The organism is Rhizobium sp. 01N447_2, assembly GCF_056399245.1.
Genome location: NZ_JBFTQY010000006.1, coordinates 127,162 through 148,188, shown reverse-complemented (window position 1 = coordinate 148,188; position 21,027 = coordinate 127,162). Strand labels below are relative to the sequence as shown.

At 60.9% G+C, this 21,027-nt stretch carries 23 protein-coding genes; 13 read left to right on the top strand and 10 right to left on the bottom strand.

Translation table 11 applies throughout. The features are described 5' to 3' along the window. Positions 1-923: ISNCY family transposase (locus tag AC1ECN_RS05755; RefSeq protein WP_477952438.1), on the bottom strand; the 923-nt coding region annotated here is incomplete at its 3' end. Between the two features lie 448 nt (positions 924-1,371). Between AC1ECN_RS05755 and AC1ECN_RS05750 the strand changes: the two genes are divergently transcribed. Continuing rightward, entirely contained in the window at positions 1,372-1,989 is a 618-nt protein-coding gene (locus AC1ECN_RS05750) for an outer membrane protein (protein ID WP_477952436.1), read from the top strand. Positions 1,990-2,237: 248 nt separating this feature from the next. Then, the gene (locus tag AC1ECN_RS05745; RefSeq protein ID WP_131706451.1) at positions 2,238-3,149 is read left to right on the top strand and encodes an acetamidase/formamidase family protein; all 912 of its coding nucleotides are present in this window, start codon (positions 2,238-2,240) and stop codon (positions 3,147-3,149) included. A gap of 17 nt (positions 3,150-3,166) precedes the next feature. Here AC1ECN_RS05745 and AC1ECN_RS05740 read toward each other — a convergent pair whose 3' ends face one another. From AC1ECN_RS05740 to AC1ECN_RS05725, 4 genes are all read right to left on the bottom strand, one after another. Next, entirely contained in the window at positions 3,167-4,069 is a 903-nt protein-coding gene (locus AC1ECN_RS05740; protein ID WP_131706631.1) for an NAD(P)H-binding protein, read from the bottom strand. Between the two features lie 93 nt (positions 4,070-4,162). Beyond that, on the bottom strand, positions 4,163-5,020 hold the full coding sequence (locus tag AC1ECN_RS05735) for a helix-turn-helix domain-containing protein (protein ID WP_131706452.1): 858 nt from the start codon (positions 5,018-5,020) through the stop codon (positions 4,163-4,165). A 90-nt stretch (positions 5,021-5,110) separates the two neighbouring features. Further along, positions 5,111-6,013, bottom strand: coding sequence for a proline iminopeptidase-family hydrolase (locus tag AC1ECN_RS05730; RefSeq protein WP_024320178.1), 903 nt, complete (start codon positions 6,011-6,013; stop codon positions 5,111-5,113). 64 nt (positions 6,014-6,077) lie between these two features. Further along, positions 6,078-6,875, bottom strand: coding sequence for a helix-turn-helix transcriptional regulator (locus tag AC1ECN_RS05725; protein ID WP_024320177.1), 798 nt, complete (start codon positions 6,873-6,875; stop codon positions 6,078-6,080). A gap of 158 nt (positions 6,876-7,033) precedes the next feature. Between AC1ECN_RS05725 and AC1ECN_RS05720 the strand changes: the two genes are divergently transcribed. Genes AC1ECN_RS05720 through AC1ECN_RS05700 form a run of 5 tightly spaced genes read left to right on the top strand, consistent with a single transcriptional unit; the run spans position 7,034 to position 13,002 of the window. After that, positions 7,034-7,924 (top strand): proline iminopeptidase-family hydrolase, encoded by an 891-nt coding sequence (locus AC1ECN_RS05720; RefSeq protein ID WP_131706453.1) that lies wholly within the window; start codon positions 7,034-7,036, stop codon positions 7,922-7,924. Positions 7,925-7,975: 51 nt separating this feature from the next. Beyond that, on the top strand, positions 7,976-8,914 hold the full coding sequence (locus AC1ECN_RS05715; protein ID WP_130792213.1) for an ABC transporter permease: 939 nt from the start codon (positions 7,976-7,978) through the stop codon (positions 8,912-8,914). Continuing rightward, positions 8,911-9,762 carry an ABC transporter permease gene (locus AC1ECN_RS05710; protein WP_131706454.1) on the top strand — a complete coding sequence of 284 codons (852 nt, stop codon included), beginning with the start codon at positions 8,911-8,913 and terminating at the stop codon, positions 9,760-9,762. Before AC1ECN_RS05715 ends, AC1ECN_RS05710 begins: the two co-directional genes overlap by 4 nt. Beyond that, complete coding sequence (locus AC1ECN_RS05705) at positions 9,759-11,468, top strand: dipeptide ABC transporter ATP-binding protein (protein WP_131706455.1); 1,710 nt, start codon at positions 9,759-9,761, stop codon at positions 11,466-11,468. Before AC1ECN_RS05710 ends, AC1ECN_RS05705 begins: the two co-directional genes overlap by 4 nt. A gap of 19 nt (positions 11,469-11,487) precedes the next feature. Next, positions 11,488-13,002: an ABC transporter substrate-binding protein gene (locus AC1ECN_RS05700; protein WP_131706456.1), complete on the top strand. Its 1,515-nt coding sequence runs from the start codon at positions 11,488-11,490 to the stop codon at positions 13,000-13,002. A gap of 84 nt (positions 13,003-13,086) precedes the next feature. On the opposite strand, the gene yghU is transcribed toward AC1ECN_RS05700, so the two are convergent. Beyond that, positions 13,087-13,962 (bottom strand): glutathione-dependent disulfide-bond oxidoreductase, encoded by an 876-nt coding sequence (gene yghU / locus AC1ECN_RS05695; RefSeq protein WP_130657708.1) that lies wholly within the window; start codon positions 13,960-13,962, stop codon positions 13,087-13,089. 210 nt (positions 13,963-14,172) lie between these two features. Between yghU and AC1ECN_RS05690 the strand changes: the two genes are divergently transcribed. Together AC1ECN_RS05690 and AC1ECN_RS05685 are read left to right on the top strand one after the other, a co-directional pair. Further along, a complete protein-coding gene (locus AC1ECN_RS05690; RefSeq protein ID WP_072642369.1) occupies positions 14,173-14,421 on the top strand; it encodes a type II toxin-antitoxin system ParD family antitoxin in 249 nt (82 codons plus the stop codon). Continuing rightward, entirely contained in the window at positions 14,418-14,708 is a 291-nt protein-coding gene (locus AC1ECN_RS05685; RefSeq protein ID WP_130657707.1) for a type II toxin-antitoxin system RelE/ParE family toxin, read from the top strand. The genes AC1ECN_RS05690 and AC1ECN_RS05685 overlap by 4 nt, the downstream gene beginning before the upstream one ends. A gap of 11 nt (positions 14,709-14,719) precedes the next feature. On the opposite strand, the gene AC1ECN_RS05680 is transcribed toward AC1ECN_RS05685, so the two are convergent. Then, positions 14,720-15,622, bottom strand: a complete 903-nt coding sequence (locus AC1ECN_RS05680) for an NAD(P)-dependent oxidoreductase (protein ID WP_130657706.1) — start codon at positions 15,620-15,622, stop codon at positions 14,720-14,722. Positions 15,623-15,782: 160 nt separating this feature from the next. On the opposite strand from AC1ECN_RS05680, the gene AC1ECN_RS05675 reads away from it, so the two are divergent. The 3 genes from AC1ECN_RS05675 to AC1ECN_RS05665 all read left to right on the top strand — a co-directional run bounded on the left by AC1ECN_RS05675 (position 15,783) and on the right by AC1ECN_RS05665 (position 17,608). After that, positions 15,783-16,250 carry a universal stress protein gene (locus tag AC1ECN_RS05675; RefSeq protein WP_477952431.1) on the top strand — a complete coding sequence of 156 codons (468 nt, stop codon included), beginning with the start codon at positions 15,783-15,785 and terminating at the stop codon, positions 16,248-16,250. Positions 16,251-16,367: 117 nt separating this feature from the next. Then, positions 16,368-17,282: a DnaJ C-terminal domain-containing protein gene (locus tag AC1ECN_RS05670; protein ID WP_018484131.1), complete on the top strand. Its 915-nt coding sequence runs from the start codon at positions 16,368-16,370 to the stop codon at positions 17,280-17,282. A 2-nt stretch (positions 17,283-17,284) separates the two neighbouring features. After that, on the top strand, positions 17,285-17,608 hold the full coding sequence (locus AC1ECN_RS05665) for a chaperone modulator CbpM (RefSeq protein ID WP_026170686.1): 324 nt from the start codon (positions 17,285-17,287) through the stop codon (positions 17,606-17,608). Between the two features lie 43 nt (positions 17,609-17,651). Here the strand turns inward: AC1ECN_RS05665 and AC1ECN_RS05660 are convergent, their stop codons facing one another. The 3 genes from AC1ECN_RS05660 to AC1ECN_RS05650 are packed head-to-tail and all read right to left on the bottom strand — an operon-like array spanning position 17,652 to position 19,824. Further along, a complete protein-coding gene (locus AC1ECN_RS05660) occupies positions 17,652-18,581 on the bottom strand; it encodes a phosphatidate cytidylyltransferase (RefSeq protein ID WP_018069389.1) in 930 nt (309 codons plus the stop codon). Then, complete coding sequence (locus AC1ECN_RS05655; protein ID WP_017969181.1) at positions 18,578-19,198, bottom strand: lysophospholipid acyltransferase family protein; 621 nt, start codon at positions 19,196-19,198, stop codon at positions 18,578-18,580. Before AC1ECN_RS05655 ends, AC1ECN_RS05660 begins: the two co-directional genes overlap by 4 nt. Next, the gene (locus tag AC1ECN_RS05650; protein ID WP_131706457.1) at positions 19,195-19,824 is read right to left on the bottom strand and encodes a CDP-alcohol phosphatidyltransferase family protein; all 630 of its coding nucleotides are present in this window, start codon (positions 19,822-19,824) and stop codon (positions 19,195-19,197) included. Before AC1ECN_RS05650 ends, AC1ECN_RS05655 begins: the two co-directional genes overlap by 4 nt. 208 nt (positions 19,825-20,032) lie before the next feature. Between AC1ECN_RS05650 and AC1ECN_RS05645 the strand changes: the two genes are divergently transcribed. After that, entirely contained in the window at positions 20,033-21,019 is a 987-nt protein-coding gene (locus AC1ECN_RS05645; RefSeq protein WP_024320165.1) for a BMP family protein, read from the top strand. Positions 21,020-21,027 lie beyond the last annotated feature (8 nt).

Here is a 21,027-nt window from a genome sequence, read left to right as displayed (position 1 = left end):
AGATTTATCGGCCGGTGCAGGTCATCGGACCGGGCAGGGACAATCGCAAACCGGGCATTGTAGTCCTCCATGAAGCCCGGCAAAAACGCGTTGCCCGTCTCCATATCGCCGATATCCGCCAGCCGTAATTCCTTGACCAGCCGATCCTGCAGCGTCCGGTTCATCCGCTCGACGCGACCTTTGGCCTGACTGGAATTTGCACAAAGAATCTCGATGTTTAGCTCACAAAGCGCCCGCCCGAACTGGGTCATGCCCTGGCCACCCTTGGCGTCCTTCTTCGCCACCCGGAACACCGAATGCTTGTCGGAGTAGAAGGCCACAGGCGCGCCGTGATCGCGCAGGTAAAGCGCCAGCGCCTCGAAATAGCTGAAGGCGCTTTCCGAGCGCACGAACCGCAACTGCATCAGCTTGCCCGTCGCATCGTCGACGAACACCAGCAGCGAGCATGGATCACCGCGGTCCTCGAACCAGCGATGCTCGGACCCGTCGATCTGCACCAGCTCGCCATAGGCTTCACGCCGCAAGCGCGGCTGATGGAACGTCCGCCGCTGCTTGCGCGACAGCCAAAGTCCGGCCCCTGTCATCCAGCCGCGCAACGTCTCGCGCGACACCCGCAATCCATCTCGCTCGGAAAGCTTCTCAGCCGCCAATGTCGGCCCGAAGTCTGCATAGCGTTCGCGAACCAGCGTCACCGCGTAATCTCGAACACCGTCACTGATCCGGTTGTTCGACGGCCGGCCGATCGCCTTGTGCCGGATCGACGCCGCACCACCCGTGTTGATCCGCTCCAGCAGACGACGCACCTGGCGCGTACTCAGATCAAGCACATGTGCCGCCGACACCATCGTCATCCGGCCGGCGATCACTTTCGATAGAATCTCGATCCGCTGCAGATCACGCTCGCTCATCGCAATCAGTCCCATCCGCAATCTCCCACACCATCAAACCCGGGGAGTGTGACATTCCAACTTTGCAGAAACAGGACACTTCAACTTTGCGGCTACACAAACGAAGTGGCGTAATGCATGTTATGGAACTAAAATACCTGTTCAATTACAATGATTTAATTTTCAGGCTCTATTTATAGCCACAGTTTTTGTAGCCGCAAAGTTGAAGTGTCCTATTTCTGCAAAGTTAGAATGTCACATTCTCCGCGTCGAATAGCGCGGCCAGCGATCGACATTTTCCGGTGGCCCATGAGGCTACGCGCGATCTTGGCGCAGGTGCCGCGTCCAAGACGCGCATGGTCACAACATATCTCAACAATAAAGTGCAAACCGCAACACCGAACCGCAGCATAGTGCATCGGTCCCAGCCGACTTGCCGGTTTGCTGAAGCCTTCTCCAATAATCGAAATGACGAGGCACTTTAATGTACACAAAGATAATCGTGTTGGCCGCCGTGGCTTTCTCGGCGTTGCCGGCCTTTGCCGCCGATGCCGTGGTTCAGGATCCTGCTTACGTTCAACAGGAACAGACCCAGTCGGCCTTCGACTGGTCGGGATTTTATCTCGGGCTTCAAGGCGGATACACTTCGACACATGCGAGCTACCTCAACGGATCCGAGCAGGATCTTGATGGAGGTTCAACGGGTATCTACGGCGGCTATAATTTCCAGCACGGCCCTTTCATCTTCGGTATCGAGAATGACTTCAACTACAACTGGAAGGATGGAAGCGACGTTTCCCTCCAATGGGACGGATCGGCGCGTGGCCGCGTGGGATATGCCCTGGACCGTACGCTGATCTACGGAACCGGGGGTTTGGCCGCTGCAGGTGGAGAAGTCGACGTGCCTGGAATTGGCAAGAAGGACGACATTCTGATTGGCTGGACCGCCGGCGGCGGTGTGGAACGCGCCCTAACCGACAACATAATGATACGCGCTGAATATCGCTATGACGACTTCGGACGGAAGGATTTCGGTTCGGCGCTCGGCGATTTCGAGGTGAATCAGCAAAAGGTAACAATCGGCACCAGCTTCAAATTCTGAACGTCGATCTGATCACGCTTCGACTCGGTCGAGGCGTGATCATCCGCGAATCCTGCCCGGTGTGCGCAACGATGAGCTGATTTGACAATCCGCCCATCGGCCCGCGGAATTGCGGCCGACCTGTATTTTTCGGGCGGTGCTGCGGATATTGGCATTGCAGGCAATCTCTGATCTAGTCTCGAACTCTCTCCGCCGGGCAGTTCAGCCGCAGGCTGATGATATTCGAAACGAGCGAGAGCTGCATTCTCATGACCACCCACCGCTTCATTCCGACGATCTTTCACAATGTCATCGGCACTCTTCCGCCGGCCCTGCGCATCGCCGACGGCGACACCGTCGTTACTGAGACGCTCGACGCCGCCGGGCATGACAAGGATGGCATCAAGCAGACATCCGGCCCCAATCCGATGAACGGCCCGATCTTCGTGGAAGGTGCTGAGCCCGGAGATGCGCTGAAGGTCGAGATCATCAGCATGACCCCGACCAGGGACACGGGTTTTACCCGCAGCGTCGTCGCGGCCAATGTGGTCGATCCCGAGGCGGTTCGCGACCTGCCGCCGCGCGATATCGCCATCTGGGCGATTGACCGTGAGACATTGACCGCCCAGCTTTCCGAGCCTGTCGCCGGCCTCGAAAATTTCGTCCTGCCTCTTGCCCCGATGATCGGCTGTTTCGGCGTAGCGCCCAGCCTCGGCCAGGCGATATCGACCGCAACCAGTGGTGAATATGGCGGCAACATGGACTATCGGCTGTTCGGCCCCGGCACCACCGTCCGCTTGCCCGTATCGGCGCCCGGCGCCCTGTTCTTTCTTGGTGATTGCCATGCCGTGCAAGGGGATGGCGAGATCGTCGGAACCGGCATCGAGACGACGTTCGAGGTCACGGTGCGTCTGACGGTGGAAAAGAAGGCCGGACTGGTCTGGCCGCGCGGCGAAACCGCTGACGACATCTTCACCATCGGCAACGCCCGGCCCCTCGATCAGGCGCTCCAGCACGCGACCAGCGAAATGCTGAACTGGCTGGCCTCGGATTATGGCCTCGACAAGACGGCGGCCAGCCATCTGCTCGGTCAGGTGGTGCGTTATGATGTCGGCAACGTCTTCGATCCGGCCTATACGATGGCCTGCCGCGTTGCCAAGAAGTGGCTGACCCGCGGATAGGTCGCCCAGGCTAAACGTCACACGATATCCTGCCGGATTTCAGGACGAAATGACTCGAGGGCAACGGCAATATCCGTGCGGCCACGGCGGATTTCGCCGACACCGGCTTCGGCGCCGATCAGACCTTTGTTCTGCACATCGCCGAGCCTGACGATCAGATCGGCATAACTTTCCGAAAGCCCTGCGCGCATGAGCGTTGCCTGCCACTCAGCGCGCAGCAGTTCGCGTGCGCTGACGCTTCGTGTCAGCACCTGGCCTAAAGCCGCCGCGATCTCGTGCGCCGTGTATTGGCGCGGCCCCTCGCCATGGACGATCCGCGGCGAAGGGCCATGATCCTCACCGGTCAGCAGAAGGTCGGCGGCCATATCGCCGATATCGGCGGCTGAGACGGTCGGGAAAGGTCGCGACAGCGGTTGGTGCATGCTTGGCATCACACCGGTCTCACCGGCGATCGTCAGGTAGCGTGCCCAGTTTTCCATATGTTCGGCCGAACGCAGGTAGACCATCCTGGCGCTGCACTGCCGGAACCGCTCCTCCATCGCACGGAAGAGGCTGGTTATGCCGGTATCGATCGTCAAATGCGCGCCGTAATCCGAGATTGCCAGGATGCACGGCGGCCGGGCGGCATCGATCGCCTCCGCCATCCGCTCGATCGACTGCAGCATTTGGCGGCTGGCATCGGTGGCACGAGGGTCTATCGGGCAGATGAGCTGTACGGCCGTCGCATCTCTCATCGCGACGGCCATGGCATCGGCATCGCCGACCTCGGCCACGGCGATCTCGCATCCGAGCGCCTCGAGTGGTGCGGCCTTTGCGGGATTGCGGAGCACCGCCCTGACGGGAGAGCCCTCGGCCCGAAGCCTGGTTATCGTTGCCTTGCCGACCTTGCCGGTGGCGCCAAAGATGACAAACATGATCATTCCTTCGACTGAGAACAGAGGAAGGAAGATGTACTGCCGCCGGGGGTATTGCCTGCGCATTCGGCCGATCCGTTGCAGGATCGGCCAATTTTTTTAATTGCGCGAGCGGGTGATGGTGCCGGGGCTGATGCCAAGCAGCCGCTTCATGCTGTTTGCCATATGGCTTTGATGCGCAAAGCCGGCCTCAAGCGCGATCTGGCTCAAGGGCAGGTCGGAGCTCCGGATCAGCACCTCGACGCGAGCCACCCGGCGGTGCAGCACATACTGATGTGGCGGCATACCGAAACTGTTTCGAAACTGCGTCTTCAGATGCGAGAGGCTCAGCCCGGCAAGACCTGCCAGTTCCGCAAGCGAAAGCGACGTGTCGAGATTATCCTCGATGTAGTCGGCAAGCATCCGCTTCTGACGGGGCGAGAGCGCTCTGCCGCTATCCGCTGGGCGAGAGCTGCCGCTGCCCGCCTCGACCAGACGGAGCGCCAAGGCTGTCGCCAGCGTATCGGCATAGAGGTTATCGGACGGCACATCCGCTTCGAGTTCCGCTTTCAAGGCCCAGGCGATTGCCTCGAGCCGCGGATCACGGAGCTGAAATTGCGGCACGATTGCCGTCGCGGGATCGCGGCCGAGATCGATCGCAGCCCGATGGAAAAGATCCTTGCTGATCTTCAGCCGCAGGATCATGCATTCGCGGTCGTCCTCCCAGACACCATCAAGGCCGGCTGGCACCACGTCGATATCGCCATGCTTCTGCAGTCGGCGATGCTCCCGCCCGTCACAGCGGCATTGGGCCTGCACCGGCCGGCCGACATGGATTCCGAGGCGATGATAGGGCGTGCCTGAAATATGCGTGCGGCCAGGCGGGATGCGCACAAGATCGGCCTCCAGACCGCGCCAGCCGCGCGCCCTGCTCGTTGCGAGGATTGTCGCGCCGCCTGTCTGCGGATGATCGTTCATCGGCCCGTTTCCTTCGCTCTCGAAGGGACAGACTATCCCAAGCGTCGCCTTCGCGGCAAGAAACGGTGTTGCCGGCGTGGGCGGGTTTTCTCAATCGTGCCGTGACAGGAAACCGGAAACGGTTGCCAGGCAAAGCTGCTTTTCCTCGACATGCGGCATATGGCTGGAATTTTCGAAGAGCACCCATTCGCAGCCGGGAACCCGTTCGAGATAGGGCCTGACCACCAGGGGTGTTGCCTCGTCGTATTTTCCCGAGATCAGCAGCGTCGGGGCTTCGATGCGGTCCAGCCTGTTCTCGATCGTCCAATCCTTCATCGTGCCGATGACGTGAAATTCGGTCGGGCCGTTCATGTTGCGGTAGACGGTGTTGTCCTCGTCCATGATTGCAAAGGTCCGCGCCACTTCGGGCGGCCACGGCACCACGCGGCAGACATGGCGGTCATAGAAGACGCGTGAGGCGGCGATATATTCCGGATCGGTGAGGCTTCCTGCCAGTTCATGCTTCAGCAGCGTATCCTGCACCTCTTTCGGCAGTTCCTGCCTCAGTCGGTTCGCCTCCGAAACCCAGGTGTGCATGTTGGCCGGCGAGTTAGCGATAACAAGTGCCTTCAGGCCTTGCGGCCGGCGCACCGCATGTTCGGCGCCGAGCATGCCGCCCCAGGACTGGCCGAGGAAGGCGTAACGATGCTGAATGCCGAGATGGGAAAGCAGCGTGTCCAGTTCCTCGAGAAACAGGCCGACCGTCCAGAAATCCGGGCCTTTTTCCGGAAGGCGGGTGGAATTGCCATTGCCGAGTTGGTCGTAATGGATGACGGGACGGCCGTCGAGGGCGGCGATATCCTTGAAGGAATCGACATAATCATGCGTGCAGCCGGGCCCGCCATGGGCGACGACGAGGGGCAGCTTGCCGCTGTCCAGCGAACCGGTGACGCGATACCAGGTGCGATAGTCGCGAAAGGGCAGATAGGCTTCGTTGGTCGTGACTTCGCCCACTGGTATCTCCATCTCTTAGCAGTGATGAAAAAGCATAACGCGGCGGCGACTGTGAAGGCAGCTATCACAAGTTATAGGGTGGCCAATTATGGGTCGGCCGGTCTTCGAGCAGGCGGTAATGGGTGGCGCGAACCACCGCCTGGGTGCGGTTGCGGGCGCCGAGTTTCTTTGCCGCGGCGTTCAGGTGCATCACGACAGTCGGCACGGAACGGTCGATGATGCGGGAAATTTCCTTGGCAGAATAACCTTCCGCCGAATGGCGCAGGCATTCGCGTTCCCGCTCGGTCAGTCGGATCGTGCCGACGCTCTTCGCCCGCGTGTCGAAAAGCGAATAGGCGGTTTCATGGAAAACATGGGCAAGCAGGTTGAAGTCGGCGATATAGCGTAATGCGTGCCGTTCGAAATCTTTGTTCCGGCCGAAGCGGATGCCGGTGACGGTCGCATAGTCGCCGCGTGGCATATGAACCGGCACGGTGACGCCGGTCGACATATCGCGTTCACTCAAATAGCGCGTCACCGGCGCGGTGTCGTCGTTCATGAAACGGTTGATCAGCGTGTCAGCGTCCGGGTCATAGTTCCAGAAGAAAGGTGCGGAGGTGCGCAGCGCCACCTGCTGCACCGGATCAATACGGAAATAGCCGCGATTGAACCAGTAGTCGTGCATGTCGTCCGAGATATTCCGCAGCTTCAGCAGCGATGGTATCATGATCGCGCCATCGAGATCGTAGGGCACCGGCGTATAATCATAGATCAGCGCCTCGAAGCCGATCTGCTTCATCGCCTCGAAGGCCTGGTCGATCCGGCCGTCCAGCGTTTCGTGTGCTGTAAACTGCCGTCGGATCGTTCCAATATCGTCAAGAATGGGGTCGTCAAGAATGGGCTCGTCAAGCATGGGCTGCTCCCAGGTTCGGCATGGCGCCCACCCTATCACTTCTTATAGCTGGCACAGAATGGGATTTAAGGTAAAAATTTAGCCATGCCCAAATATTGAGCAAGCGAAATCTTCTGCCGGAGCGATCAATGTGGCGTGAAATACGGCCGGACGAGCGATTCGAGATCGATGTCGATGGCTTTCGCGTCGTTGCCTATAGTTTCGGGACTGGCAGCGAGACGGTTTTCTGCCTGAACGGCGGGCCGGGTCTACCCTGCGACTACCTGCGCGAGGCGCATTCCTGTCTCATCGACAAGGGCTATCGCGTCGTCGCCTTCGACCAACTCGGCACCGGCGCTTCCGACCGGCCGGACGATCTCTCGCTCTGGACGATCGGCCGTTATGTCGAGGAGACGGAGACGGTGCGCAAGGCATTGGGGCTCGGCAAGGTCCACATGCTCGGCCATTCCTGGGGCGGGTGGCTGGCGATCGAATATGCGCTGACCTATCCCGAAAACCTCAAGACGCTGATCCTCGAAGATACCGTCGCCGACATGCCGCATCTGATCTCGGAACTGGAACGGCTGCGCGCAGCGCTCGGTCCCGAAACCGTGTCGATGATGCAGAAGCACGAGGCGCAGGGCACCTACAATCATCCGGAATATCTCGCTGCCGTCACCATACTCAACTATCGCCATGTCTGCCGTCTGCCGGAATGGCCCGCGCCGGTGCGCCGCTCGCTCGACGATTGGAACATGGCGCCCTATGAGACGATGCAGGGGCCGAACGAGTTTCTCTATATCGGCAACCTCAAGGACTGGAACCGCATCCCCGATCTGCCGCGGCTGACGCTGCCGGTGCTCATCACGACGGGAGAGCATGACGAGTTGACGCCGGCCTGTGCGCTGAGGATGAAGCTTGCGCTGCCGAATGCCGAGCTCAAGGTATTTGCCAATGCCAGCCATATGCCGTTCTATGAGAACCCGCAGGACTATTATCCGGCGCTTCTCGATTTTCTCAACCGGCACGAGGCAGGCTGATGCAACAGGAAGCGGACCGAACCCGACGAAGACAAAGGGGCGATCGCCGTCATGCATCGCTATAAATTCGTTCTGACGCGGCCGCTGCAGTTCCTGCCCGTCATCTTCGGCATCAGCGTCATCACTTTCATTCTGGTCCGGCTTATCCCCGGCGATCCGGCGCGCAATATCCTCGGGACGCGTGCGACGCCGGCGGCCCTTGCCAGCATTCGCGCCCAGTACGGCCTCGACCAGCCGATGTGGCTGCAATATGTCTATTTCCTCAAGAACCTCGCCAATGGCGAGATGGGCAAGTCAATTCTTTACAAGATCGACGTGCTGAAGCTGATCGTCACCCGTATCGAGCCGACGCTTGCGCTCGTCGTCTCCAGCGTCGTGCTTTCGGTCCTGATCGCAGTGCCGATGGCGGCGGTCGCCGCACGCAATGCCGGCCGGGCGCCGGACCATGCGGTGCGCATCGTCTCGACCTTTGGCATCGGCTTTCCGCCCTTCTGGCTGGGGCTAATGCTGATCATCCTCTTCAGCGTTGAACTCGGTGTGCTGCCGGTTTCGGGCTATGGTGCGACGATCGGCGAAAAGCTGTCGCATCTCGTGCTGCCGAGCCTGACCGTCGCGCTGTCGCTTTCGACCGTGCTGACGCGCAGCCTGCGGGCGGCGATGATCGAGCAGCTGAAATCGGATGTCGCGACGGCGGCGCGCGCCCGCGGCATGCCCGAAGGCATCGTCTTCTGGCGACACGTCCTGCCGAATTCGCTGGTGCCGACGATCAATCTGCTTGCCGTCAATATCGGCTGGCTGATCGGCGGTACGGTGGTGGTCGAGAGCGTCTTTGCGCTGCCCGGCATGGGACAGTTGCTCGTCAGGGCAATTTTCTCGCGCGACTACATGGTGGTGCAGGGCGTCGCCATGGTCTTTGCCTGCGCCACCGTGCTCATCAACTTCATCGCCGACATCGTCACCGTCGCCGTCGATCCGAGGGTGAAGCTATGAGCATCGAGGCGATCGCCCCCGCATCTCTTGGCTGGCGCCGGTTCTTCGGCCGGCGGCCGATGCTTGTGCTCAGTGCCGGCCTGCTCCTGTTCTTTGTCCTGCTGGCGATCGGCGCGCCCCTCGTCGCGCCTTACGACCCGATCATGCAGAATGCCGAGGTGCGCCTGCAGGCGCCTTCGCTGTTGCATCCCTTCGGCACCGACAATTTCGGCCGCGATATCTTCTCCCGCGTCATCTGGGGCGCGCGCCTCGACCTGCAGATGGCGCTGATCGGCGTCATTTTCCCCTTCCTGATCGGCACGACGGTCGGCACGATCGCCGGCTTTTTCGGCGGCATCGTCGATGCGCTGTTCATGCGCCTCGTCGATATCATCCTCGCCTTCCCCTTCCTCGTGCTGATGCTGTCGATCATCGCAATCCTCGGACCGGGTCTTGGCAGTTTCTATATCGCCATGGCGCTGGTCGGCTGGGTTTCCTATGCGCGGCTGATCCGGGCGCAGATGCTGGTGCTGAAGGGCAGCGACTATGCCGTTGCCGCCGTCAGCCTCGGCTTCAGCCGCCCGCGCATCATGTTCCGCCACCTGCTGCCGAACGCGATCGCCGGCTCGATCGTCTTTTCGATGTCCGATGCGACGCTGGTGTTGCTCAGCGGCGCTGCCGTCAGCTATCTCGGCCTCGGCGTCCAGCCGCCGATTGCCGAATGGGGTGTCATGGTCGCGGAAGGACAGAGCTTCATCACCACCGCATGGTGGATCACGCTGTTTCCCGGTCTCTCCATCGTCTGCCTCGCCTTCGGCTTCAGCATGCTGGGCGACGCGCTCGGCGAACTGCTGGGGGTGCACGAATGAGCGGCTCCGTGCTGTCCGTCCGTGATCTCACAGTCAGGGCGCATGTCGATTCCGGCCCGCGCACGCTGCTCGATGCGGTCTCGCTCGACCTCGGCAAGGGCGAGATCCTCGGCCTCGTCGGCGAGAGCGGCTCGGGCAAGAGCCTGTTCTGCCGTTCCCTGGTGCGCCTGCTGCCCTCCTCGCTGCTGAAGATCGAAAGCGGTAGCGTGCTGCTCGAAGGGCGCGACCTCATGCGGGTCGACGATGGCGAGATGCTGAAAGTGCGCGGCGGCGAGATCGGCATGATCTTCCAGAACCCGACCAGCCATCTCGATCCGGTGATGCGGATCGGCGATCAGATCGCCGAGGGCATCCGCTATCACCAGGGCCTCGGCGCCCGCGAGGCCCGCGCCGCGGCGACGGAAATCCTGGCGCAGGTTGGCTTCCCCGATCCCGTGCGCCAGTATGATAGCTATCCGCACGAATTTTCCGGCGGCATGCGGCAGCGGGCGATGATCGGCGTGGCGCTGTCCTGCAATCCGAAGATCCTGATCGCCGACGAGCCGACCACCGCACTCGACGTGACCATCCAGGCGCAGATCCTGCGGCTGTTGATTGACATTCGCGACCGGCGCGGCCTGTCGATCATTCTGATCACCCACGATCTCGGTATCGTCGCCCAGACTTGCGACCGCATCGCCGTGCTGCGCGGCGGTAAGCTGCTCGAAGAGGGGCCGAAGCGGACGATCCTGGCGCGACCGCAGCATCCCTATACGATCAACCTGATCAACAGCCACCCTTCGATCTCAAGCGAGACGTCCGCGCCGCCGCTCGAGCTTGCCGAGGCCAGCCAGCCGGCCAGACCATTGCTCGAAATCGATGACCTCCACGTGCGCTTCAGAGCGGGCGGCGCCCTGCTCAGGGGCGGTGCCAAGACGGTCAGCGCCGTTGCCGGCGTCAGCCTGCAGATCATGCCGGGCGAGACGGTCGGCATCGTCGGCGAATCCGGCAGCGGCAAGAGCACGCTTGCCCGCGCCGTGCTCGGCCTCACGCCGCTTTCCTCGGGCCACGTCACCTTCGACGGCGTCGATCTGGCGCTGCAGAAGAGTGCCGGCCTGGCAAAGCTCAGGCGCGAGACGGCGATGGTCTTCCAAGATCCCTACAATGCGCTCAATCCGCGGCTGACGATCGGGCAGATGCTGGCCGAGGTGCTGAAGGTGCAGGGCAAGGTCGCCAAGGCCGATATCCCGGCGCGGATCGGCGAACTGCTCGATCTCGTCGGCCTCGAACGCGAATTCGCCGGCCGCAAACCGCGCAGCATGAGCGGCGGCCAGTGCCAGCGCGCCGGCATCGCCCGGGCGCTGGCCGTCGATCCGAAGCTGATCATCGCCGACGAATGCGTGGCGGCCCTCGACGTCACCATCCAGGCCCAGATCATCGAACTCTTCCGCGAGCTCACGGCGAAGATGAACCTCACGCTGATCTTCATCGCCCATGATCTCGCGATCGTCCGCAATCTATGCGAACGCGTCGTCGTGATGTATCGCGGCGAAATCGTTGAGGAAGGCCGCTCCGAAGAGGTCTTCGCGCGGCCGAAGCATCCCTATACGGCGGCGCTGATCGCCGCCATTCCCGACATCGATCCTGACAAGCGGCTGCTTCAAGACGCCGACGGCAAGGACGATCCGCATTCGATGCCGATCCTGCCCATCAAACGCATGCCATAACAACGAAGGGAACGAACTCATGACAAACAGGTGGAAATCAATCGGGCTTGCAGCCTTGCTCGCCGGTCTGACGCTCAGCGCAAGCTATGCCGAGGCCGCCGGTGTACTCACCATCGGCCGCCGCGAGGATTCGACGACATTCGATCCGATCAAGACCGCGCAGAACATCGACAACTGGGTGTTCTCCAACGTCTACGACGTGCTGATCCGCGTCGACAAGACAGGCACGAAACTGGAGCCGGGCCTTGCCGAAAGCTGGACCGTCTCTGATGACGGGCTGACCTACACGTTCAAGATCCGCGACGCAAAATTCTCGGACGGTTCGCCGCTGACGGCGGAAGACGCGGCCTACAGCCTACTGCGCATCCGCGATGACGCTGCCTCGCTCTGGAGCGATTCCTATAAGGTGATCGACACGGCGGTGGCGACCGACGCACACACGCTGACGATCAAGCTCAAGAACCAGTCCGCGCCGTTCCTTTCGACGCTGGCGCTGCCGAATGCCTCCGTCATCTCCAAGAAGGGCATGGAATCGCTTGGTCCCGATGCCTATGGCGAAAAGCCGATTGCATCCGGCGCCTTCGTGGTCGAGGAATGGCGGCGCGGCGACCGCGTCATTCTCAAGAAGAACCCGAACTTCTGGCAGGCCGACCGCGTCAAGCTCGACGGCGTCGAGTGGATCTCGGTGCCTGACGACAACACCCGCATGCTGAACGTTCAGGCCGGCGAACTGGATACGGCGATCTTCGTTCCCTTTTCTCGCGTCGAGGAGTTGAAGAAGGACCCGAACCTCAACGTCGATATCGACGCTTCGACCCGCGAGGATCATCTTCTGATCAACCATGCGCATGGCGCGCTGGGCAAGAAGGAAGTCCGCCAGGCGCTTGACCTCGCGATCGACAAGAAGGCGATCGTCGATACCGTCACCTTCGGCCAGGGCACGGTCGCCAACTCCTATATTCCAAAGGGCGCTCTCTATTATTATGCCGACAATCTGCAGCGGCCTTATGATCCCGAAAAGGCAAAGGAGTTGCTGGCGGCCGCCGGCGCCTCGGACCTGACGCTGAACTATCTGGTGCGCGCCGGCGACGAAGTCGACGAACAGACGGCCGTTCTGGTCCAGCAGCAGCTGCAGAAGGCCGGCATCACGGCCAATCTGCAGAAGGTCGATCCGAGCCAGGAATGGGACATGATCGTGGCCGGCGACTACGACGTCTCGGTCAATTACTGGACCAACGACATTCTCGACCCGGACCAGAAGACCACCTTCGTTCTCGGCCACGATTCCAACAACAACTACTCGACCAATTACAAGAACGAGGCGGTGAAGGAACTGGTCGCCAAGGCGCGCCTCGAGCTCGACCCGAAGAAGCGCGAACAGATGTATGTCGATCTGCAGAAGATGGCCAAGGACGACGTCAACTGGATCGACCTCTATTACAGCCCCTATATCAACGTCTCACGCAAGAATATCGAGAACTTCTACCAGAACCCGCTCGGCCGATTCTTCCTGGAAGACACGGTCAAGAACTGAGTTCGGGCAGTATGCAGATGCTCCGTCGCCGTAAAGGCGGCGGAGCTTCATTTATTGCTGCGACACATGGCCGGGGCCGCTTGCTTACTCGGCGGCGGCGAGCTTGTCCTGCGTCCTGGTGTCGAAGTCGCTGGCGTCGTGGCGCTCGTGCAGCTGGCTCGAGGGGTCGCCGGAGAGCCGGTTGACCATCCGGCCGCGCTGCACGGCCGGCCTGCTGTGGATGGTGTCTGCCCAGCGCAGCACGTTCTTATAGTCCTCGACCTGCAGAAACTCGGCTGCACCGTAGGTCCAGCCCTTCACCAGCCCGCCATACCAGGGCCAGACGGCAATATCGGCGATCGTATATTGGCTGCCTGCCAGATATTCGCTTTCGGCGAGGCGACGATCGAGCACGTCGAGCTGACGCTTCACTTCCATGGCGAAGCGGTCGATCGCATATTCGATCTTCGTCGGCGCATAGGCGTAGAAATGGCCGAAGCCGCCGCCGAGATAGGGCGCGCTTCCCATCTGCCAGAACAGCCATGACAGGCATTCGGCGCGCGCACTCGGTTCCGTCGGCAGGAAGGCGCCGAACTTCTCGGCGAGATAGGTGAGGATAGCACCGGATTCGAAGACACGGATCGGCTTTGGTCCGCTGCGGTCCATCAGCGCTGGTATCTTGGAATTGGGATTGACCGCGACGAAGCCGCTTCCGAACTGGTCGCCATCGCCGATCTTGATCAGCCAGGCGTCATATTCGGCACCGCTATGACCGAGAGCCAGCAGCTCCTCGAGCATGATCGTCACCTTCTGGCCGTTCGGGGTGCCGAGCGAATAGAGCTGCAGCGGATGACGGCCGACCGGAAGCTCCTTGTCATGCGTCGGTCCCGCGATCGGGCGATTGATGCTGGCGAATTGACCGCCATTCGCCTTGTTCCAGGTCCAGACTTTCGGGGGTGTATATTCGGAAGAACCGCTCATCTTTCAAACTCCTGGCATTGGTCGGACAGAGCGCGACGCCGGTTGGGCCGCCGCATTTTTCCTGACATAGCAGAGGCAATCAGGTTTTGTCAGCGGTGTCGAAGCGGCTTCACACAATCGTCAGAGTTGGCCAGGGATCAGATTCATGCTGTGAAGACTAGGTTTTGTTATGTACCAAAAATTGGTATATTGGCTTAAAGGAGATTCAGCATGGCCAGAAATACGTCCATATCGCTCGGCGAGCATTTCACCAGCTTCATCGATACGCAAGTTCAGGCTGGCCGCTATGGTTCAGCCACTGACGTTGTTCGGGCCGGCCTTCGCCTACTTGAAGAACACGAAGCCAAAGTGAAGGCATTACAGGATGCCTTGATTGAAGGCGAGGAATCCGGCCCTGCCACGCCCTTTGATTTCGATGCGTTCAACGCTCGCAAACGTGCGGCGTTCGAGGCGAAATGACAGGCATCATATTTTCTCCTGCTGCGCAAACCGATATTGAGAAGATTTGGGATTACACAGCGACGAGTTGGAATGTCGATCAGGCAGAGCGTTACATCCAGGACATAAGAGACGCCTGCCACGAATTGGCGGAGGGAAGACGGATGAGCCGTCCCTCAGATATTCGGAAAGGGTACAGAAAGGTCTCTGTTGGCTCTCATTTTCTGTATTTCAAAAGCAATGATGCGGGCCAGATCATCATCGTGCGCATACTTCATCGAAGAATGGACGTAGCCAAGCACCTGTAAGGCTATTGCGGTCAGCGATCGATGTCGGGGCGCGCGAGGATTTCGTCCAACTGCCCGACGAGCACGCGGCTGCCCTCCACGTCATCAGCCATCCTGGCAAAGACGTCCGCCATGCCGCGGAAGATGGTCGTGGCCGGATCATCCTCGCCGAGGAAATCGGCGATCTCCTGCATTTCGGCTACCCACCGATAGGCTTTCGGATACATGTCGGGAATGGATCTCGACAGCTTGCGGTCGACGTCGGGAAGGCTTTGGGAGAGCTCGGCTTTCAGGCTTTCGGCAGCACCCGAACGCGATGCGGCAAGCAGCATGGCGGTGCTAAGGCCGATAAATCCCTTGTTGATGCCGGCATAACACATCTTCAGTGCCGAGGCGGCACCGAGTGGTCCGTCGAGCCTGCGGATCTGCAGGCCGCAATCCTCGAGCAGCCGGCTCCGCTCCGCGGTATCGCCGCTGATATAGATGGTCGGACCTGATGTGCCGGGGACCGGCGGCCCGCCGATGATCGCACCATCAAGCACCTCGACGCCGCTGCCTTCGAACCGCGCCGCCAACGCCTGCATCGTTTTCGGCGCAATCGCGTTGAGGTCGACGAAGGGCGGCGGGGCCGGCATCCCCGACGATATGTCCGCGACGAGGTCGGCGACCTTGATCGCCTCCGACGGCGGAATGATCGACAGGATCAGCTCGGCCTTCGTCAGCTCCTGGCGGTCGACCGGCACCATGCCGGCTGCCTTTGCCCGCGCAATCGTCCGCTCGCTCCTGCCCTCGAGGTAAGTCAGCACCGTGGCGCCGTGGTCGATCAGCCGTTTGGCGACAGCGCTTCCCATCGCACCCGATCCGATAATCGCAAAATTCGGCATGTGAACCTCAATCAGTGACGACATCGGGTTAGAAATGTTGCTGGTGACCATGTCGTCAACTGCGACGATTCAGCCGGAGGTCCGTCGCGAAGCAGCTGGCCATTTCATGCGCGCTGCCGTTGCGGCACTTTTTCTTGATATTCGTCAATGCCGGGATGGTCGACACTGGTATGATCGGTGTTATCATTCGCATTCAAGGATATGGATTTCAATGTATCGGACGATCATCTGCTGCATCGGCATGGGTTCCAGGGAAACGGCAAGCCGCCTTCTGCGCCGGGCTGCTGCGCTGGTGGATGAAGGCGGAAGCATCGTCGTCATGCACGTCATCGAGAGTATCCCGCACCGTCACCTGACGGAGCTTCCCGACGAATTCGAAACGACCGCCATCGTCGACGCCGAAAAGAAACTTGCATCGTGCTGTAAAGAGATGGGGATTCCGGCGACGATCGAGGTGCGCGTCGGCGTTGCCGCCTCCCTGCTCGTCTCCGTCGCAAGGGAGAAATCGGCCGATCTCATCCTGCTTTCATCCCGTGTGACGAATATCACCGACTACGTCTTCTCCTCGATCGTCGACAAGGTCGTGCGTCACGCCGGGTGCTCGGTTCTCATCGATCGGCGACCCGATCCCGCGCAGGAAGGCTCGGCGCCACAAGTGGAAGACGCGGCGTTGTTTTAGTTCCGCTGCGGATTGAGGAGGTCGAGCAGAACGACCGCCTCCCCTCCCCGGCGGCGGCCCGACCACCTATATCATCCCCAAGCCAACCAGCAGTATCGCTGCCCTCAGGAGATATGCATGAGCCAGGATCCATATGAGCTTCTGGGCGTAAAGCGGGATGCGACGCAAAAGGATATTCAAAGCGCGTTCCGCAAGCTCGCCAAGAAACTTCACCCCGACCTCAACCCCGGCGACAAAAAGGCCGAGGAACGGTTCAAGGAAATTTCGGCCGCAAACGAGATCCTGAGCGACGAGGAAAAACGCGGCCGCTTCGATCGCGGCGAGATCGACATAACCGGCGCCGAGCGGGCGCAGCGCAACTATTACCGCGACTATGCCTCGAAGAGCGGCCCTAGCGATCCCTATCACAACAGCGCAGGCTTTGCCGATTTCGGCGACGCCGACGATCTGTTCGCAAACTTCTTTTCGCGACGTACCGGCGGCGGCCAGGCCCGCAGTCATGGCCGGGACAGCCATTTCTCGATGGAGGTCGGCTTTCTCGACGCCGTCAACGGCACCAGGACGGAGATCAAGCTGCCTGAGGGCCCAGCGCTCGATGTACAGATCCCGCCGGGAACGCGCGACGGCCAGACTTTGCGGCTGCGCGGCAAGGGCGAGCCGGGTATTGGCGGTGGGCCGGCGGGCGATGCCCTCATCGACATCCGTGTGCGGCCGCACCGCTTCTTCACGCGCGACGGCGACGACATCCGGCTCGAACTGCCGATCTCGCTCGGCGAGGCCGTGCTCGGCGGCAAGGTTCGTGTGCCGACGCCGTCAGGGCCTGTCAATCTGACGCTGCCGCCTCATTCCAACACCGGCAAGGTCCTGCGTCTCAAGGGCAAGGGTGTTGCAAAACGCGGCGGTGAACATGGCGACGTCTACATCTCCCTGAAGATCGTGCTGCCCGATGCCCCGGATGAACGACTGACGGCCTTCGTCCAGGAATGGGCGACGGCAAACCCATACGATCCGAGAAAGAACATGGAGGCCTGATCATGGATGATCTCGAATTCCGTCTTTACTTGAAAATCGACATCGTCCAGCTCGACCTCTGGGTCGAAGAGGGTTGGCTGATCCCGGAGACGTCAGGCGGCCAACGGCAATTTCGTGACGCCGATGTCGCACGCGCCCGGCTGATCCTGGACCTCATGGGAAACATGGGTGTCAACGAAGCCGGCGTCGATGTCGTCATGGACCTGGTCGACCAGTTGCACGGCCTCAGGGGCACGATGGGCAAGCTGATGACCGCCATCAGCAAGCAGGAGCGGGATGTTCAGCGCCGGCTGTTCGAGAGCCTCGAGGAAGTCGACCGGTTTTAAACGATCGGCCGCATGCCTTCGAATATTCGCCTGTCCCCAGTTCTCAGGTGGTGAACCAATAGCGGATGATGTGAAAGAATAACGGGGCGGCGAAGGTGATGGAATCCAAGCGGTCGAGCACGCCGCCGTGACCCTCAATCACATAGCCCCAGTCCTTGGCATTGAGATCGCGCTTGATGGCCGAGAGCACGAAGCCGCCGAAGAAGCCGGCGACGACGATGACCGTGCTGATGGCCGCTGCCTGCAGCGGGGAGAAGGGTGTCAGGCGATATAGCAGTGTTCCCACGAGGATGGCCGAGGCGCCGCCTCCGACCAGCCCTTCGATCGTCTTCGACGGGCTAATGTTCGGCGAGAAACGGTGCTTTCCGAGCAGCTTGCCCCAGACATACTGGAAAACGTCGCTGAGCTGCACGACCACGACCAGATAGACGAGAAGAAGTGCCGGCGGCGTACCAGTCTCCAGCATAAGGAGTGCGGGTGCGTGGCTGATCGAATAGACCGTCAGCATCAATCCCCATTGCACCCTGGCGCTGCGGGCCAGGAATTCGTTGACGTCGCCCGTCAGGGTCGCCACTGCCGGCAGGATAAGGAAGGCATAGACCGGGATGAAGATGGAAAAGAGGCCGTACCACTCGGTTCCGAGCAGCACGTAATGGATCGGCAGCACCACGAAGAATGACAGGAAAAGCGCCAGATGATCGCCGCGTCGCGATGGCGTCAGCGTCCAGAATTCGCGAAGCGCCATGAAGGATAGAAATGCGAACAGGACGACCGTCGACGTTTCGCCGAGCAGGATCGCGCCGCCGAACACGGCAACCATGATCCACCATGAGCGGATACGGGCGTTGAGGTTCTGAACGGTGGCGACGGAGCCGGGTTCTGTCGCGCGTCGCTGCAGGGTGAAACCGATGGCGGAGGCGACGGCAAGCAGGCCAAGGATAGCGGCTAGCACGAGAGAGAACATACTGGTCATGCCGTGTGCCCCCCATCCGCGAGCTCGATGACAGCGGCACGGGCGCGCGCCAGGAATTCAGCCTTTTCCTCGCCCGGTTCGACGCGCAAGGGTTTGCCGAAGCGCGCCGTGCAGGTGATCGGCACGATCAGCATGCTTCCCTTGGGCAGGATGCGCTGGAGGTTGTCGAGATGGATCGGCACCAGATCGACATCGGGGAAACGGCAGGCAAGGCGAAAGATGCCGCTGCGGAACGGGGCGATCTCATCGGTGGTGCTTCTCGTTCCTTCCGGGAAAATCAGGACTGAGCGCCCCTCCTCAAGCAGGCGCTCTATCGGAGCCAGCGGGTCGGTGTCCGGCAGAGGCTTGCGGTCTATCAAGACGGCGCGCAGGCCTTTCTCTGCGATGAAACGGCGAAAGGCGCTCGTTCCCCAATAGTCCCGCGCCGCAACCGGATGGGTCATCCGGCGCACCGGCCAGGGCAAGGCGGCCATGACGGCGACGGTATCGATATGGCTGTTGTGATTGGCGAAATAGATGCGGCGGCTGGGATCGGGCGCGCAGCCCCGCCACTCGCTTCGGGCGCCGACCAGGATACGGACGAGCAGCACGAGAAACCGACGGATAATCGCGATCATAGTCTCTCCAGGGAAAGTTTCAGCCTCAACGTGCGGGTGATGCAGGTGACGAGGCTGCCGGCCGCCATGATCGCGGATGCAACGATCAGCGACCAATGGCTGGCGGATATCAGCGTCTCGATGCTCTGGGCGACGAGGCCCGCCGTCAGCACCGCCATGCGGCGTTGCTTGGCCATGATGCCGCTGAAATCCTGAGGAAGACCCACCGATCCGCCGAACACCCTGATATAGGCGGTAAGGGCTGCCAGCAGCGCAGACAACCAGCCAAGCCAGCCAAAGCCGCAGGCATAACCAGCCGCGATCAGAAACAGGCTGTCGGCGACCCGGTCGGGGAATTCATTATAGAGCGGCCCGCTCTTGGTTTTCTTGCCGCCTTCGATCGCGACCATTCCGTCCAGCAGATTGCAGACGAGCCGCAGTTGTACCGAGATCGCCGCGCAGACCATGGCTAAAGGATGTGTTGTGAAAACGATGAGCGCTGCGCCTATACCCGCGAATACGACCGACAGCAGCGAGATGCCGTTCGGTGTCGCGCCGCCCCGCGCCAGCCACGCGCTGAGGCCGATGGCCCAGGACGACGACCGGCTCGCGATCGGTCGCCGCGAGGCGCCCTCTTCTTCCCCCATTTCATGTCCCCCAACCCCAATGATCCTTGCATATCCTGCCGATGTCGTCACGCCAAGATATGACACCCCTGTAAATCCAGCCCATCGCCTCCGCGCTTCGGCGAACATGGGTCGAACAGCCTGATTTTTAAGCCCGTTTACTGCTTGACACATTTTTGGGCGCTACTATGATTTTTGAACCAAATGGTAAAAAAAGGGGAGCAAAACAATGACCAAAGACATGCTGATTTCACGCCGGGCAGTGATCGCGTCGGGCATTGCGCTCGGCGTCAGCGGCTTCGCCCCGCTGGCAAGGGCGGCTGCGCCACTGAAGGTTGCCGGCATCCATGCGTCGCCAGTGGAAAATGCCTGGAACTCCTGTCTGCACAAGGCACTGCAGGACGCGGCCAAGGAAGGCGTCATCGAATATGTCTTCTCCGAAGGCGTCTCTGGCACCGATTATCCGCGCGCCATGCGCGAATATGCCGAACAGGGCAACAAGCTGATTATCGGCGAGGCCTATGCGGTGGAAAAAGAGGCCCGGCAGGTCGCGGCCGATTATCCCGATACCGCTTTCGTGCTGGGTTCGAGCGGCGAGCAGGCCGGCGACAATTTTGGCGTCTTTGGCACCTGGAACCATGACGGCGCCTATCTTGCCGGCATGCTGGCGGGCAAGATGACCAAGTCGAATGTCGTCGGTTCGGTCGGCGCCATTCCGATCCCCGAGGTCAACATGCTGATCAATGCATTCGCGGCCGGCGTCAAGGCGGTCAACCCGGACGCAAAGCACCTCGTCTCCTTCATCGGCACCTTCTTCGATCCGCCGAAGGCCCGCGAAGCCGGTCTTGCCCAGATCGACGCCGGCGCCGACATCCTGTTCGGCGAGCGCATCGGTACTGCCGATGCCGCCAAGGAACGCGGCATCAAGTCGGTCGGCTCGCTGATCGACTATACGCCACGTTATCCGGATACGGTGTTTGCCAACGCCATGTGGTATTTCCGCCCAATCCTGGACGCTGCGATCGCCGATGTTGCCGCCGGAAAACCGGTCGGCAGGAACTACACGTCCTACGGCCTGATGAAGGAAGGCGGCAGCGACATCGTCTTCGTCAAGGGCGTGGCACCTGCCGATGCGGAGGCTGCGATGGAAGCCAAGCGGGCAGAGATCAAGGCCGGCACCTTCGAAGTTCCGAAGATGATGGACGAACCGAAGTAATTCGGCTC